We start from the raw sequence: 15,055 nt of genomic DNA, 5'->3' as shown, positions 1-15,055 counted from the left end.
CCGGGTCCCCGTCGCCGTAAGACGTCAGCGTGGTGTCCGGGCCGGTCCCGCACCGGTGCGGTCCGCTCTCACATCAGGCCGGCCCGGTCGAGGATCCCGGTGATGGCCTTGGCCTCCTGCTCGTCGAGGGGCCGCATGGGCGGGCTCACCGTGTTGTGGGCGATGACGCCGCGTGCCCGGAGCGCGGTCTTGAACGCGCCGAGGCCCGCCGCCGTACCGGACGAGTCGGCCGGGTCGGCAGCCAGGACGATGTCGAACAGCTCGGCCAGCCGGTCCTGTTCGGCCTTGGCGGCGGCCCAGTCGCCGCGGTCCGCCGCGTCCTGGAGGCGGCGGTAGCCGTGCGGGTCGACGTTGCCGAGACCGGGGACGCAGCCGTCGGCGCCGCCGAGCAGCATGGCGTCGACGACGACCTCGTGTCCGGTCAGCAGGGCGAAGCCGGGCAGCTCCCGCAGGTCGATGGCCAGCCGCCGGAAGGACACGTCGTCGCCGCTGGAGTCCTTGACGCCGGCCAGCACCCCGTCCCTGGCCAGGGACATGATGAGCGAGCGGTCCAGTTTGTTGTTGACGCAGACCGGGATGTCGTACGCGAAGAGCGGCAGGTCGACGGCGGCGGCGATCAGCCGGAAGTGCCGGTCGATCTCGGTGGGGTGGGTGCGGGTGTAGAAGGGCGCGGTGGCGACCAGCGCGTCGACACCCTGGGCGGCCGCGGCGTGGGCGCGCTCGATGACCTTGTTGGTGGTGGTCTCGATGACTCCGGCCAGCACCGGCACCTGACCGGCGGCCGCACCGGTGATCACATCGAGGACGGTGGCCTGCTGCTGGTCGGTGAGGTAGGCGACCTCGCCGGAACTGCCGAGGGCGAACAGGGCGTTCACTCCGCCGTCGATGAGGAAGGCGACCAGCTTCTCCAGGGAGTGCGTGTCGACCTGCCCATCGGGGGTGAGCGGGGTGACGACGGGCGGGACGACTCCGTGGATGCCGGGCGTACGGGAGGTCAAGACGTGCTCCTTGCGTGGGTGTCGGAAAGGGCGGCGGCCTGCTGGGGGTGGACGCAGTGCCACTGGTGCCCACCGCCGCCGCCTTCGGTGGCCGCGGGGAAGGCGGTGGCGCAGTCGTCCTCCGCCTTCCAGCAGCGCGTACGGAACGGGCAGCCGGTCGGCGGGTTGGTCGCCGAGGGCACCGGGCCTGTCAGCACGATGCGCTCGGTGTCGGTCAGCAGGCTGGGCGTGGCCGACAGGAGTGCCTCGGTGTACGGATGTGCGGGCGCCGCTGTAACGGTGGAGGCGGCGCCCTGTTCCACGATCCGGCCGAGGTAGAGCACCGCGAGGCGGTCCGACAGGTAGCGCACGGTCTGGATGTCGTGGGAGATGAACACCATGCCGAGGCCGAGCCGCGCGCGCAGGTCCATGAGCAGGTTGAGCACCTGTGCGCGGACCGAGACGTCCAGCGCGCTGGTCGGCTCGTCGGCGACGATCAGCTCGGGCTCCAGGGCGAGAGCGCGTGCGATGGCGACGCGCTGGCGCTGACCGCCCGAGAGCCGGCCGGGCAGCGACCGGACGGTGTGGCCCGGCAGCCCGACCAGGTCGAGCAGTTCCTCCACGCGCTGCTCACGCTCGCGTACGGTGCCGCGCCGGTGCACGTCGAGCGGGTCGCGCAGGATCCGGCCCACCGGCATCCGCGGGTTGAGCGCGGTCGCCGGGTCCTGGAAGACCACGCCGACCGACGAGCCGAACTCCTGGCGCCTGCGGGCCGCGGGCATCTCCCAGAGGTCCTCGCCGCGGAACAGCATCCGTCCGTCGGTGGGCTTCTGGAGCCCGGTCAGCACCCGCGCCAGGGTGGATTTCCCGCAGCCGGACTCGCCCACCAGGCCGACGATCTCCCCCTGTCCGACCCGCAGGGTGGCGTCCGTCAGGGCGTGGACGGAGTCCCGGTGGAACAGGCCGCCGCTGCGGGCGCGGTGCCGGACGTGAACGCCTTCGAGCTCGATCATCGGGCACTCTCCTCCAGCAGCGCCGGGGCCGCCGGGTGGTGGCAGGCGAAGCCGTGGTCCCCGGCGTCGCGGTCGGTCAGGGCGGGCGGGGTGGTACGGCACAGTCCGGTGGCGGCGGCGCACCTGGAGGCGAACCGGCAGCCGGCGCCGAAGTGCTTCGGCGCGGGGACGACGCCCCGGATCTGGTGCAGCCGGTCGGCGCCGGTCTCCAGGGAGGTCACCGAGCCGAGCAGTCCGCGGCTGTAGTGGTGCGCGGGATCGGTCAGCAGCGGGCGGGTGGCGCCCACTTCGGCGATCTGTCCCGCGTACATCACCGCGACGCGGTGGGCGAGGTCGCCCACCAGGGCCAGGTCGTGGGAGACGAGCACCATGGCGAAGCCCAGCTCGTCACGCAACTCAACGAGCAGCTCGACGACTTGGGCCTGCACGGTGACGTCGAGCGCGGTGGTCGGCTCGTCGGCGATCAGCAGCCGGGGGCTGCGGGAGAGCGCCATGGCGATCAACACGCGCTGGCGCTGGCCGCCGGAGAGCTCGTGCGGGTAGCTGCGCAGGGTGCGCTCCGGTGCGAGCCCGACCAGTTCGAGCAGTTCGGCGGGGGTCTTGGTGCCGCCGCGTGAGGTGAGCTGTTTGAGCTGCTTGCCCACCAGGACGGACGGGTTGAGCGAGGACAGCGCGTCCTGGTAGACCATCGCGATCTCGGGGCCGGCCAGGGCGCGGCGATCCGCGGGGCCGAGTGTGAGCAGGTCACGGCCGCGGTACTCGATGCTGCCGCTGACCTCGGCGTTGCGGGCCAGCAGCCCCATGACGGCGAGGCTGGTGATGCTCTTGCCGCAGCCCGACTCGCCGACGAGCCCGAGGGTCTCGCCCTCGTGGACGGTGAAGGAGATGCCGTCGACGACCTGGACGTCGCCGTAGCGGTCAGGGAAGCGGATGGCCAGGTCCCGCACGCTGAGCAGGGCGGGCGCCGCGGCGGGCACGGGCTTGATCCGGGAGGGCGTACGGAGCACCTGGGCGGCCAGCCGGGACAGTGCCACGTCCACCGTGTCCCGGTCCGCGCGCTGCCCGGCCCGGTCCCCCGCTTCGGTCTCGGCGGCGACGTCAACGGCAGGCTCGTCGTCGGCCGGGACGGGTGCGGGGGCGGCGGCGACCGCGGCGGTGGCGGCCGGGTCCACCTGGTCGGCGCGGGCCTGGCCCGGTGCGGCCGACGCGTCGGTCAGGCCCTCGGAGAGGATGTTGAGGGCCAGCACGGTGACCAGCAGGACGAGGCCGGGGAAGAGCGTGGCCCACCAGCCGCCGGACAGCAGGATCTGCCGGCCGTAGGAGAGCACATTGCCCCAGCTGGGCTCGGGGTCCTGCACGCCCGCGCCGATGAAGGAGAGGCTCGCCTCGAAGATGATGGCCTCGGCGACGAGCACGGTGGCGAAGACCATGACGGGCGCCGCGCAGTTGACCGCGACATGGCGCCGGACGATGTAGCCGCGGCGGGCGCCGATGACCTTCTCCGCCGCCACGTAGTCCTCGCCGTACTGGGAGAGGACGTTGGCGCGCACCACGCGGGCCAGCGACGGGACGTAGACGAAGGCGATGGTGAAGATCAGGACGGGCACGCTGGAGCCGAAGACCGTGACGAGTACGGCGGCCAGGGCGATCGGCGGGAACGACATGACGATGTCCAGGGTGCGCATCACCGATTCGTCACCCCACCTGGGCGACGTGGCGGCGAACGACCCGATGACCGCGCCGAGTACGACGGCCACGGCGGTGGCGCCCAGGCCGATCATCAGCGAGTACCGGGCGCCGAACACGACCCGGGCGAAGATGTCGCGGCCCACCCGGTCGGTGCCGAACCAGTGGTGTGCGCCGGGGGCCTGGACGGGCATCCCGGTGGCGAGCGGATCGGGGGCGAACAGCGGTGCGAGAACGGCGGCGAGCACGACGACCACCAGCAGGCACAGGGCGATGCGGGAAGTGACCGGCAGCGAGCGGAAGCGGATGCCGGGGCGGGAGAGCCTCTTGACGAGGCCGAGGCGGCCAGTGAACATGTCACACCGTCCTGATGCGCGGGTTGACCAGCAGACAGAGCAGGTCGACGATGACGTTGACGACCAGGAACGCGATGGCGATCGTGAGGACAGTGCCCTGCACCAGCGCCACGTCTCCCCCGGTGACCCCTTCGAGAATCAGCTTGCCCATGCCGGGCAGGTCGAAGATGGCCTCGATGACGACCGCGCCGCTGAGCAGGTAGCCGACCTTGATACCGAGGACGGTGAGCGGGGTGACGAGCGCGTTGCGCAGCACTCCGCGGATGACGAGCGTCCGGGGAAGCCCGTTGCCGGTGGCGGTGCGTACGTAGTCACGGTCGAGTTCGGTGACCATCGAGGTACGGATCAGCCGGGCCAGCGACGCTGCCACCGGGACGGCAAGCGAGATGGCGGGCAGGGTCATACAGCGCAGCCAGCCGGTGAAGGAGTCCGCCGGGTTGGTGTAGCCGCCGGTCGGGAAGACCGGGGACCGCAGGGCGAACTGCTGGATGAGCAGCACCCCGAGCCAGAACGAGGGCACCGCGACACCGGCCATGGACAGCACGCGGATGAGCTGGTCGGGCCAGCGGTCACGGAAGACGGCGCCGGTCACGCCGAGCGCGACGGCGAGCACCACGGCCAGCAGGAGCCCCAGCAGGGTGAGTTCGAGGGTGAGCGGGAAGGCCACGGAGATCCGGTCGGCGACCGGCTGGCTCGGCGGTACGGTCACGCCGAGGTTCCCGTGGACCAGTTCCTTGAGGAAGTCGAAATAGCGTACGGGCAGCGGGTCGTTGAGGCCGTTGGCCTGGGCGAAGGCCGCGCGTGCGGCGGCGGTCGAACTCTCTCCGAGGGCGTTGTAGGCCGGGTCCGAGGGAGAGAACTGCAGCACCACGAAGACCAGCAGAGTGATGCCGAGGATCATCACCGGCATCATCGCGATGCGGCGCAGCGCGAGCCGGAGGAAAGCAACCATCGTGAGGTTCCTTGCGATATGGGAGGGTGCGGCCGGCGCCGGGTGCGGCCGGCGCCGGCGCTCCGGTCAGGCGCGGGCGACGTCCAGGAACGACAGTCCGGTGGTGGGGACCGGCTTGAATCCGGAGAGTGCGCCGCTGTCCCATGCGGTGGGGAGCTTGCGGTGCAGCACCGGGTAGAGGGGGGCCTGCTCGGCGACGATGTCCGTGGCCTGGGCCCACAGCTTCTTGCGCGCGGTCTCGTCGGTGGCCTGGGCTGCCTGGTCGAGCAGCTTGACGACCTTCTTGGCCTCGGCCGTACCGGACCAGTGGAACCGGGTCTCGGGCCAGGTGCCCACGTAGAACCAGCGCATCAGGAGGTCGACGTCGTTGCCGAAGACCGAGGGGTCGCCGGGCGCGACGAGCACCTCGAAGTCGTTCTGGTCGACCTTGGCGTACTGCGCGGAGGACTGCCCGATGTCGAGGGTGGTCGTGACGCCGACGGCGTCCCAGCACTCCTTGATCAGCGGGGCGATGTCCTGGACCCAGGACGTGTCGGTGAGCAGCAGCTTCACCTTGATGCCGCGGACGCCGGCGTCCTTGAGCAGCTTCTGGGCCTTGGCCTTGTCATATCCGTAGACCGTGGTGGCCCGGTGGTAGTCGGGGTGCGTGGTCTGCAGATAGCCGGACGCGGCGGTCGCGCCGCCGCCCATCGCGGTCTTGATGATCTTCTCGGTGTCCAGGGCGTAGTGCAGCGCCTGGCGGACCCGCTTGTCGTTGTAGGGCGCCTTGGAGCAGTTGAACATCAGGAAGAGGTTCCCGAAGGACTGCGCCGACTCGACCTCGGACTTCTTGGCCAGGCCGGCCATGTCGATGTACGGCACGTCCTCGATGGCCTGGACGCGGCCGGACTGCATGGCGCTGACCCGGGCGGACGCGTCGGCGACCAGGTTCCAGACCATGTCGTCGGCCTTGGCCGGGTAGCGGCCGTTGTAGGCGGCGTACTTCTTGAAGACGATCTTGTCCTCGCGGGTGGCGGAGACCAGCCGGTAGGGGCCGGATCCGACGGGCTTGGCGTCGAAGCCCTTCTGATCGGCCTGGACGATCTTCTTGGGCACGATCTTGGTGACCGATATACGCGAAGGGAACAGCGCGAAGGGGTACTTGAGCTTGAACTCGACGGTCTTCGTGTCAACAGCCTTGACGCTCTTGAGGAACGGCAGGAACTGCGCCATGAGCGACGCGTTCTTCACGTCCAGGATGCGTTCGAAGCTGAAGACGACGTCGTCCGGTGTGACGGCCGAACCGTCGTGGAAGGTCGCACCGTCGCGCAGCGTGGCGTGGTACGTCGTGGCGTTCACCTTGACCGGCATCCTGGTGGCCAGTGCCGGACGGGCGGTGAGTGTCACCGGGTCCAGGTCCACCAGGCCCTCGAAGATGTGCCAGTTGGCCGCGACCGGGGTGGCACCGGAGGAGGTCATCGGGTCGAAGCCGGTGGACAGGGCGTAGGAGATACCGGCTTCGATCGTGCCGCTCCCGGACTTGCCGCCGGTGGAGGACCCCGCCCCCCTGGTGGAGGCGGGGCCGCCGCAGGCGGCGAGCGTTCCCGTGAACGCGGCGGCGGCGCCCACCGCCCCGGCGAGGCGCAGAAAACTGCGGCGGTCGGCTCTGGCAGGTGTCGTCCGAGACACGGGTCCTCCTAGTGCGGGGGAACGGAACAGCGACGGCACCGGACGAGAAAACTTGTCCGATGTCTGATGTCTGATGGCTGGTAACGTGTGAACGTAGCTGGGACAAGGAGAGGGGTCAAGGGGTGGAGAGCCGACAAATCCTGGAAGGGCGTCAGGGGCGTTCCCTGCTGAGACAGGAGGTCAGCGAGGGAATCAAGCGGTACATCCTGGAGAACAAGCTCCGCCCGGGGGACCCGCTGCCCACCGAGAGCGAACTGAGCGCCACACTCGGCGCGAGCCGGTCGAGCGTGCGCGAGGCGGTCAAGACCCTCGACGCACTGGACATCGTCGAGGTGCGGCACGGCCATGGCACCTACGTCGGCAGGCTCAGCCTCTCCGCGCTGGTGGAGGGGCTCACCTTCCGCGGACTGCTCAGCCGCGACGACGACTTCAAGGTCATGTCCGATCTGGTGGACGTACGTGAGCTGTTCGAGCGCGGGATGGCCGAGCGCATCCTCACCTCCTTGGACAGCGACCATCTCCGCAGCCTGTACCGCCTCGTGGACGACATGGAACGCTCCAGGAGCGGCGACGGCACGGGCTTCGTCGAGGCCGACCGGGCCTTCCACGCCCTGCTGGTCGAACCGCTCGGCAACGAGCTGATCGGGCAGCTGTCCCTCGCCTTCTGGGACGTGTACACCATCGTCGTGCCGCACCTCGGCGTGATCACCAGCAAGGACGAGGCCGAGACCGTGGCGAACCACCGCAGGATCGTCGACGCCGCCCAGGCCGGCGATGTCGATGCCTTCACCCGCGCCATCGCCGAGCACTACGCGCCGGTCAGGCGACGGGTGCAGGAGGCCAGGGAGGCCGACGCGGCCAACTGACCTGCCCCGTCCGGCACTCCGGGTCCGTTTCCTCTCCTTGACGAGGGAACGGGCCCGTTCTATGGTCACAACCCTTATGACATCTGACGTCATACATTTGGTTGTGGAGGGCTACCCGCATGCCGCTGACGGATCTCACCCGTGACGAGTGCTTCGACTACCGTTCCGAAGCGACACCCCCGGCGGACTTCGACGCCTTCTGGGACCGCACACTCGCTCGGGCCCCGGCGGCCGGGCCGGTCTTCACCCCCGTCGACTGCGGCCTCGGCCGGCTCCGCGTCCAGGACGTGACCTTCACCGGCTACGACGGCGCACCGGTGCGCGGCTGGCTCCACCTTCCGGCCGGGGAGCCTCAACTCCGCGGCTGCGTCGTGGAGTTCCTGGGGTACGGCCGCGGCCGCGGGCTGGCGCACGAGAACCTGCTCTGGGCATCGGCCGGTTACGCGCATCTGCTGATGGACACCCGTGGCCAGGGCTGGTCGGCGGCGGCAGGTCACACCGTCGACGAAGGCCCCGGCGGCGCCGGCTCGGTGCCCGGCTTCCTCACCCGGGGTGTCGAGTCGCCCGACACCCACTACTACCGGCGGCTGTACACGGACGCGGTGCGTTGTGTGGAGGCCGCCCGCAGCCACCCCGAGGTGGACCCCGAGCGGGTGGTCGTGACGGGCCACAGCCAGGGGGGCGGGATCGCGCTCGCCGTGTCGGCGCTCGTACCGGGGCTGGCCGGTGTCCTGCCCGACGTGCCGTTCCTGTGCGACGTACGGCGTGGGGCGGAGCGCGCCGCGCTGGGCCCGTACACCGAGGTCGCCACCTATCTCCAGCTGCACAGGGACCGCGCCGGGAGCGTCTTCGAAACGCTCTCCTACTTCGACGGGGTGCACTTCGCGGCGAGGGCCACGGCCCCCGCTCTCTTCTCCGTCGCCCTGATGGACCCGGTCTGCCCGCCGTCGACCTGCTTCGGCGCCTACCACGCGTACGCCGGTCCGAAGCAGGTCGAGGTCTATGGCTTCAACGGCCATGAGGGCGGTGGCGAACACCACCGCGCCCTCCAGCTGGCCCGGGTCAGGGAGCTGATCGGCTGACCGCGACGGGCCCTCCCGCTCCCCCGCCGCCGGCCGAGGGGCGCCGCCCGGCCGAGGGGGCGCCGCCGGCCTCGGGGCGCCGTCAGCCGAGGCCCGCCAGCACGTCCGTGACCCGTCCGCTCAGGACGGGCGCGTTCGCCGCCCCGTTGGACTGCGTCCCCACGATCCGGACCGGGGCGGTACCGGTGCAGCTGACCGTCAGATTCGACAGGGTGCACCCCGACAGCAGCCAGCCGGTGCCCGCCAGGTCGTTGGCCCGGATGTCCGTATACCAGAGGGTGTTGCCGGTGAAAGTGGGCGGCAGCAGCCCGTCGACCACGATGCCCGGCCCCGGGTCCTGTGCGGAACCACCGATGGGGAAGGCCGCGTTGGCGCTCCAGAGCGCCTTCGCGCCGCCGTCCGAGTGGTTGAAGGTGTTGCCGCTGAGCGTGCCGTGGTTCCAGTTGTCCGACGTCAGGGTTCCGTACGGGCTGGTGCGCGCGAAGGAGTAGTAGGCGCCGTAGCAGCCCATCACCGAGTTGCCGCTGACCGTCCAGTTGCCCGACGAGTTCCAGACGGCGAGACGGCAGTACGAGAAGGTGTTGTCGCCGAGGACCGAGTACTCGCTCCGGTCGGCGATGGAGACACCGAAATAGCAGCGTTCGAAGCTGTTGCCCCGGAGTTTGCAGCGGTAGGCGAAGTAGTCGTCGGAGGCCGAGCCGGTGACGGCGATGCCCGCTCCCCGCCAGTACGAGAAGTCGCAGTCGACGACCCGGGCGTTGGTGCAGCGCTCCAGCCGGAGCCCGACATGGGCGAAGGAGGCGGCCGAGCCCAGTGGATCGGCCGCTCTGCCGAGGAATCTGATCCCGGTGAGCGCGATGTCGTGCCTGCCCGTCGCTCTCAGGGCGCCGACCGTGTCACCGGTGACCGTGACCGTGGCGCCGTTGCCCACGATGTGGCAGCCGTCGGGCAGTTCGACCGTGGACGACAGGGTGTACGTGGCGCCCGGCACCAGCTGCACCCGCGGTGACGCCGCCAGTACGGCGGCCCAGTCGGCGTCCACGGCCAGGATCGGGAGGCCCGTCGCGGCCGTGGCCGCACGCGCGGGAGCGGCGGGGGCGACGGCGGTCGCGGTACCCGCGGCCGCCATCACGGCCAGCGCCCGTCGGCTGAGCGGCGTGCCGCCCGGTCCTGGATTCATGTCTGCCGCATCTCCTCTGTCGTCTCTGTGGTCTCTGTCATTTCGGCTGTCCCAGTCTTCTCGGTCATCGACCTGCCCTGCACCTGGTCATGTGACGGGTGGTCACGTGACGGGTGGTCACGTGGCGGTTCAGGACTGCCGTGCCCAGTCGGGAGTGAAGCTGCTGAAGACGATGCCCCCGGTGTCACCGATCTCGTAGAGGTCGCCGATCACCCCGTTGCCGAGGACCGCCGTGGTCGAATAGCCGGCCGCACCCGACTTGATCAGCACCTGGTGCGGCCAGGTCACCCCGTCGTCCTCGCTCATCCGCACGGTCAGCTCGTCGCGGTCGGCCGCCGACGCGTTGTTGCTCTGCACCGTGACGGGGGTGAGGGCGGGATACCCGCCTGCGCCGACATCGGTGGGCCTGAGGTACGAGATCTCGTCCGCGTTGCAACCGGGGTCGATCAGGCCGGAGTTCCAGGCCGGACCGAAGGCGCCCGCGACGTTCCGGCCGGCGGCCGTGTCCGCTGCGGTGGCGTACCAGCGGTTGCCTCCGCTGTTGGACCTCAGGTTCTGCACCACCTGGCCGCTGCCGCGCTGGATGGCCTTGTTCTCGTTCACACCGCTCGCCGCCGACGCGCCCGCGTGCCAGGTCGCACCGTGGTCGTCGGAGTAGATGTTGCCCGCGTGGTCGGCCCCGTCCTGGTGGTAGACGATCGGCTGGACGAGACGGCCGTCGGAGAGCTGGATGCCATGCCCGGAAGAGGCGAACATCCCGGCCCACGCGACATTCTTGACCTGCGGGTTCAGATCCACCGGGCTGCTCCAGGTGGCGCCGTTGTCCGTGGAGGAGATCACCCGGATGTGCAGGGCGGTGGGGTCGGTCGCCGAGTTCGAGCCGGCCTTCGAGCCCGCGTAGCCGACGCCGGGTGCGGGCGAGTAGTTGATGAACGCGAAGACCTTGCCGTCCGCCCCGGCGGAACGGTCCACCAGGAGGCTGCTGTCGCCGTACCCCTCGCTGGTGGTTGCCCCGTGCGCGACCGCGGACGCGCCGGTCCAGGTGACGCCGCCGTCGGTGCTGCGACGCATGGCCACCTGGATGTTGTTGCTGCCGCCGCCCAGGTCGCTGGAGCTGTCGATACGGGCGTCGGCCATGGCGATGACGGTGCCGTTGTTGGTGACGGCCATCGACGGGATACGGACCGACTTGGCGGTGCCGGTGTAGCTCTCGTAGCCACTGCCGTCGGCCTTGGCGCGGTTCAGGCCGGTGATCGCGGTTCCCGCGCCGGTGGACGTGTGCGCGGAGAAGAGCGTCTGGGTGTTCATCCCGGGCGTCCCCGCGGCCAGCCCGCAGTGCACGGTCCCGCTCTCGGTACGGTCGAAGCCGGTGGCCGTCGTCCTGATCCGGTACGCGGTTCCGTCGTCGGCCGTCCAGGACAGGGTGTCGTCCGAGCTGCGTGCCGCGACGGTCCGGGTCCAGGGCGAGCCGGAGCGTCCCTCCCACGCCACGGTGAAGGTCTTCGACGTGTCGGACCGGTTGACCAGGGTGAGCTTCAGCCGGTGGGTCGCGGGCAGCGAACCGTCGGCGTCGCGCGGACACTCCGCGCTGATCTGCGCGGCCATCGACCGGCTGCAGTCCAGGGTGCCCGTCGTGGTCCTGTCCAGGCCCTGGGGTGTGGTGGTGCGGAACGAGTAGTCCGTACCGCTGGGCTTGGAGAAGTACAGATCGGTACGGTCACCGGCGGCCACCGTACGGGTCCAGGTACCGGTACCGGCCCAGGTCACCGTGAAGGTGGTCGCCGCGGCGGTGGGGTTGAGCAGCGCCACCCGGATCCGGCTGCTGGTGCAGTCCTGGCTGACCACGGCCGACTGGCTGCCGTCCGCCGCGCCGGCCGGGCCCGTCGTCGCCACCGTGGCCGCGGCGAGCGTCGCCACCACCGCCGACAGGGCAACGACCAGTCTCCGCAAGGCTGCTGGTGCTCTCCACGTCAATGCCATCTGCTCGGACGCTCCTTGGTGCGAGAGGGAGTTGAAGGACGAGGGGGGACAAGAAGGAACCACGAATCACTCGACGCATGACATCAGACGTCATGCGTCGAGTGGTTCGAGACCTTAGGAGCGGGCGGACTGAGGCGTCAATAGGCAGGTGCCGCAGGCCAGTTCCCCAGGACGACGGCGACGGCCCCGCGGTCAGGGCCGCGGGGCCGTCGATACGTGGTGAATGGTCCGTTCGGTGCGTTCTCCGTCCGTTCTCCGGTTCGGTCAGGGCCGGCCGAGGGAGAAGGCCGCCGCCAGCTCGCGCCACTCGGCGCGCGGCAGATCGCTGTGCGGGTCCGCCGTCAGCACCTGGAGCGCCACATGGTCGGCGCCCGCCGCACGGTAGGCGTCCACCCGGGCCCGCGCCGTATCCAGGTCGCCCAGGGCGAAGAGCGCGTCGAGCAGCCGGTTGCTGCCGCCCCCGGTGAAGTCGGCTTCCTCGAAGCCGAGCCGCAGCAGATTGCTGGTGTAGTTGGGGAGTTGCAGATACATCGACAGCGTTTCCCGTGCGACGGTGCGTGCCCGGTCGATATCGGTGTCGAGTACGACCTTCAGCTCGGGGGCGAGCAGGGCGTCGGGGCCGAGGGTGGCGCGGGCCTGCGCGGTGTGCTCGGCGGTGACCAGATAGGGGTGCGCCCCGGCGGCACGCGCCGCGGACAGGTTCAGCATCTTCGGGCCGAGCGCGGCCAGCACCCGGCGGGATGCGGGCACCGGGTCGGACGCGGTGTCCAGCGCGTCGAGGTAGGCGACCATCTCCGAGTACGGCCGGGCGTACTGCGGGGTGAGCGCGTCATGGCTGACGCCGATACCGAGTACGAACCGGCCCGGGTGGTGCTTCTCGATCCGGGCGATCTGCTCCGCGACATCGGCGGCACTGTGCTGCCAGATACTGAGGATGCCGGTGGCGACGGTGATGCGCCGCGTCGCGTCGACGACGGGCACCACCTCTTCCATGGAGGGGCTGCCGCCGATCCAGAGGGTGCCGTAGCCGAGCTCGTCCAGCTCGGCCACGGCCTCGGACACCTCACCGCGGCGGCCGGGGTCAGCGGGGTGCAGGGCCCCGCTCCAGATGCCGATGGTGCCGAAGCGCGCGTGTACGTCAGAGGTCTCAGAAGTCATGGAGACTCCAACCCGCTCCGGTCCGGCCCCTATTCCGGTGTCCCGGCATTCTCCCCCGATCGGCCGAGCGCACCGGCCACTCCCCCGGCGCGCGGGGGCCGGTCGGCACGGGCCGGTCGACGCGGGTCAGCCCCCACGGGGTCAGCCGGCACGGTTCAGTCGGTGCGGAGCCCGGCCAGCTGCTGCGCGAACGGCACCACGTTCGCGTAGATGTCGTCCTCGTCCGCACGGAGTCCGCCCGCACCGAGGCCGTCTCCATGAGCACTGTCCGCACGGGCACTGTCCGCACGGGCACTGTCCGCACGGGCATCCTCCCCAAGGGCGCCGCTCCCGGAGGCACCGTCCGTGCGGACGGGCTCGGCAGCCGGCCGGCCCGCCATCAGCGCGGCCAGTTCCCGCCCGGCCCGCTCGATGCGGTCGGGCAGACTGCCGCCGTCGGCGTCGCCGTCCGAACCCCAGTCCTCGGATGCCGCGTACACGGCGGTCGGGACGACCACCGCCCGCAGATAGCCGAAGAGCGGGCGCATCGCGTGCTCCAGTACGAGCGAATGGCGCGCGGTGCCGCCGGTCGCGGCGACCAGCACCGGCTTACCGGCCAGCGCCGTGTTGTCGATCAGGTCGAAGAACGACTTGAAGAGCCCGCTGTACGAGGCGGTGAAGACCGGCGTCACCGCGATCAGCCCGTCCGCGCCCGTCACCGCGTCGATGGCATCGCGCAGGACGGGGTTCGGGAAGCCGGTCACCAGGTGGTTGGCGATGGCGGTGGCCAGATCGCGTATCTCCACGACCCGGACCTCGGTCTCCCTGCCGTCCAGTGCGCCGGCCGTGGCCTGGGTCAGCCGGTCGGCCAGCAGCCTGGTCGACGACGGCCGGCCGAGACCGGCCGAGACGGCCACCAGTTTCAGGGCGGTCATGCCGCCACCTCCTCGCTCCCGGTCACCCGGCCACCGTCACGCGCGGCGACCAGCGCCGCATGGGTGGGCCCGTCCGGCACCTCCGCCGGCCGGCCCTTCGCGAACTCCTCGCGCAGCACCGGCACGACCTCTTCGCCGAGGATGTCGAGCTGTTCGAGGACGGTCTTCAGGGGCAGCCCCGCGTGGTCCATCAGGAAGAGCTGCCGCTGGTAGTCACCGAAGGAGTCCCGGAAGGTCAGCGTCTTGTCGATGACCTCCTGCGGGCTGCCGACGGTCAGCGGTGTCTGCTCGGTGAACTCCTCCAGCGACGGCCCGTGCCCGTACACCGGCGCGTTGTCGAAGTACGGCCGGAACTCCCGTACGGCGTCCTGCGAGTTCTTCCGCATGAACACCTGGCCGCCGAGACCCACGACGGCCTGCTGGGGAGTCCCGTGCCCGTAGAAGGCGAAGCGCTCCCGGTAGAACGAGATCAGCCGCTTGAAGTGGTCCTTCGGCCAGAAGATGTTGTTGGCGAAGAAGCCGTCGCCGTAGTACGCGGCCTGCTCAGCGATCTCGGGGCTGCGGATCGAGCCGTGCCAGACGAAAGGCGGCACACCGTCGAGGGGCCGCGGCGTGGCGGTGAAGCTCTGCAGCGGTGTACGGAACTTGCCCTCCCAGTCCACGACGTCGTCGCGCCACAGCTGGTGCAGCAGTGCGTAGTTCTCCACGGCGAGCGGGATCCCCTGGCGGATGTCCTGCCCGAACCACGGGTAGACCGGGCCGGTGTTCCCGCGCCCCATCATCAGGTCGACGCGGCCGTCGGCCAGATGCTGGAGCATCGCGTAGTCCTCGGCGATCTTCACCGGGTCGTTCGTCGTGATGAGGGTGGTGGAGGTGGAGAGGATGATGTTCTCGGTGCGGCCCGCGACATGGCCGAGCAGCGTGGTGGGGGACGACGGCACGAACGGCGGGTTGTGGTGCTCACCGGTCGCGAAGACGTCGAGCCCGACCTCCTCGGCCTTGAGCGCGATGGCGACCATCGCCTTGATCCGCTCGTGCTCGGACGGCGCCTTCCCCGTGGTCGGGTCGGTCGTGACGTCGCCGACGGTGAAGATTCCGAACTGCATCGCGCTCACACCTCTCGAAGCCAGTAGTTGAATGTTGAACTGAATCGTACAACGGTCGGCCCCCCGTCCGTATTCCGGCCCCCTGAGCACGGCCGGACGGCGGCGCGCAGGAGGCGA

12 protein-coding genes are annotated in these 15,055 nt (G+C 70.5%); 2 read left to right on the top strand and 10 right to left on the bottom strand.

Features of this window, described 5'->3' with window-relative positions; translation table 11 throughout:
* Positions 1–68: 68 nt before the first annotated feature.
* From OG510_RS35480 to OG510_RS35460, 5 genes are all read right to left on the bottom strand, one after another.
* Positions 69–998, bottom strand: coding sequence for a dihydrodipicolinate synthase family protein (locus OG510_RS35480; protein WP_406142124.1), 930 nt, complete (start codon positions 996–998; stop codon positions 69–71).
* The gene (locus OG510_RS35475) at positions 995–1,990 is read right to left on the bottom strand and encodes an oligopeptide/dipeptide ABC transporter ATP-binding protein (RefSeq protein ID WP_406142123.1); all 996 of its coding nucleotides are present in this window, start codon (positions 1,988–1,990) and stop codon (positions 995–997) included. The genes OG510_RS35480 and OG510_RS35475 overlap by 4 nt, the downstream gene beginning before the upstream one ends.
* Entirely contained in the window at positions 1,987–4,032 is a 2,046-nt protein-coding gene (locus tag OG510_RS35470; RefSeq protein WP_406142122.1) for a dipeptide/oligopeptide/nickel ABC transporter permease/ATP-binding protein, read from the bottom strand. Before OG510_RS35470 ends, OG510_RS35475 begins: the two co-directional genes overlap by 4 nt.
* A 1-nt stretch (position 4,033) precedes the next feature.
* Positions 4,034–4,984, bottom strand: coding sequence for an ABC transporter permease (locus OG510_RS35465; RefSeq protein WP_406142121.1), 951 nt, complete (start codon positions 4,982–4,984; stop codon positions 4,034–4,036).
* Positions 4,985–5,050: 66 nt separating this feature from the next.
* Positions 5,051–6,652, bottom strand: a complete 1,602-nt coding sequence (locus OG510_RS35460; RefSeq protein WP_406142120.1) for an ABC transporter substrate-binding protein — start codon at positions 6,650–6,652, stop codon at positions 5,051–5,053.
* A 122-nt stretch (positions 6,653–6,774) separates the two neighbouring features.
* Here OG510_RS35460 and OG510_RS35455 point away from each other — a divergent pair, with 122 nt between their 5' ends.
* Positions 6,775–7,518, top strand: a complete 744-nt coding sequence (locus OG510_RS35455; RefSeq protein WP_406142119.1) for a FadR/GntR family transcriptional regulator — start codon at positions 6,775–6,777, stop codon at positions 7,516–7,518.
* A 119-nt stretch (positions 7,519–7,637) separates the two neighbouring features.
* Positions 7,638–8,600 carry an acetylxylan esterase gene (locus OG510_RS35450; RefSeq protein WP_406142118.1) on the top strand — a complete coding sequence of 321 codons (963 nt, stop codon included), beginning with the start codon at positions 7,638–7,640 and terminating at the stop codon, positions 8,598–8,600.
* A gap of 82 nt (positions 8,601–8,682) precedes the next feature.
* On the opposite strand, the gene OG510_RS35445 is transcribed toward OG510_RS35450, so the two are convergent.
* The 5 genes from OG510_RS35445 to OG510_RS35425 all read right to left on the bottom strand — a co-directional run bounded on the left by OG510_RS35445 (position 8,683) and on the right by OG510_RS35425 (position 14,938).
* On the bottom strand, positions 8,683–9,780 hold the full coding sequence (locus OG510_RS35445; RefSeq protein WP_406142117.1) for a right-handed parallel beta-helix repeat-containing protein: 1,098 nt from the start codon (positions 9,778–9,780) through the stop codon (positions 8,683–8,685).
* Between the two features lie 129 nt (positions 9,781–9,909).
* The gene (locus tag OG510_RS35440) at positions 9,910–11,760 is read right to left on the bottom strand and encodes an exo-alpha-sialidase (RefSeq protein WP_406142116.1); all 1,851 of its coding nucleotides are present in this window, start codon (positions 11,758–11,760) and stop codon (positions 9,910–9,912) included.
* Between the two features lie 264 nt (positions 11,761–12,024).
* Positions 12,025–12,918 carry an LLM class F420-dependent oxidoreductase gene (locus tag OG510_RS35435; protein WP_406142115.1) on the bottom strand — a complete coding sequence of 298 codons (894 nt, stop codon included), beginning with the start codon at positions 12,916–12,918 and terminating at the stop codon, positions 12,025–12,027.
* Positions 12,919–13,073: 155 nt separating this feature from the next.
* On the bottom strand, positions 13,074–13,832 hold the full coding sequence (locus tag OG510_RS35430; RefSeq protein ID WP_406142114.1) for an FMN reductase: 759 nt from the start codon (positions 13,830–13,832) through the stop codon (positions 13,074–13,076).
* Positions 13,829–14,938 carry an LLM class flavin-dependent oxidoreductase gene (locus OG510_RS35425; protein ID WP_406142113.1) on the bottom strand — a complete coding sequence of 370 codons (1,110 nt, stop codon included), beginning with the start codon at positions 14,936–14,938 and terminating at the stop codon, positions 13,829–13,831. Before OG510_RS35425 ends, OG510_RS35430 begins: the two co-directional genes overlap by 4 nt.
* Positions 14,939–15,055 lie beyond the last annotated feature (117 nt).

Origin of the sequence: Streptomyces sp. NBC_01089 (genome assembly GCF_045162975.1) — a bacterium.
In the GTDB taxonomy this organism is placed as follows: Bacteria; Actinomycetota; Actinomycetes; order Streptomycetales; family Streptomycetaceae; genus Streptomyces.
The sequence above is the reverse complement of the archived record's forward strand: the minus strand, read 5'-3'. Positions and strand labels throughout refer to the sequence as shown.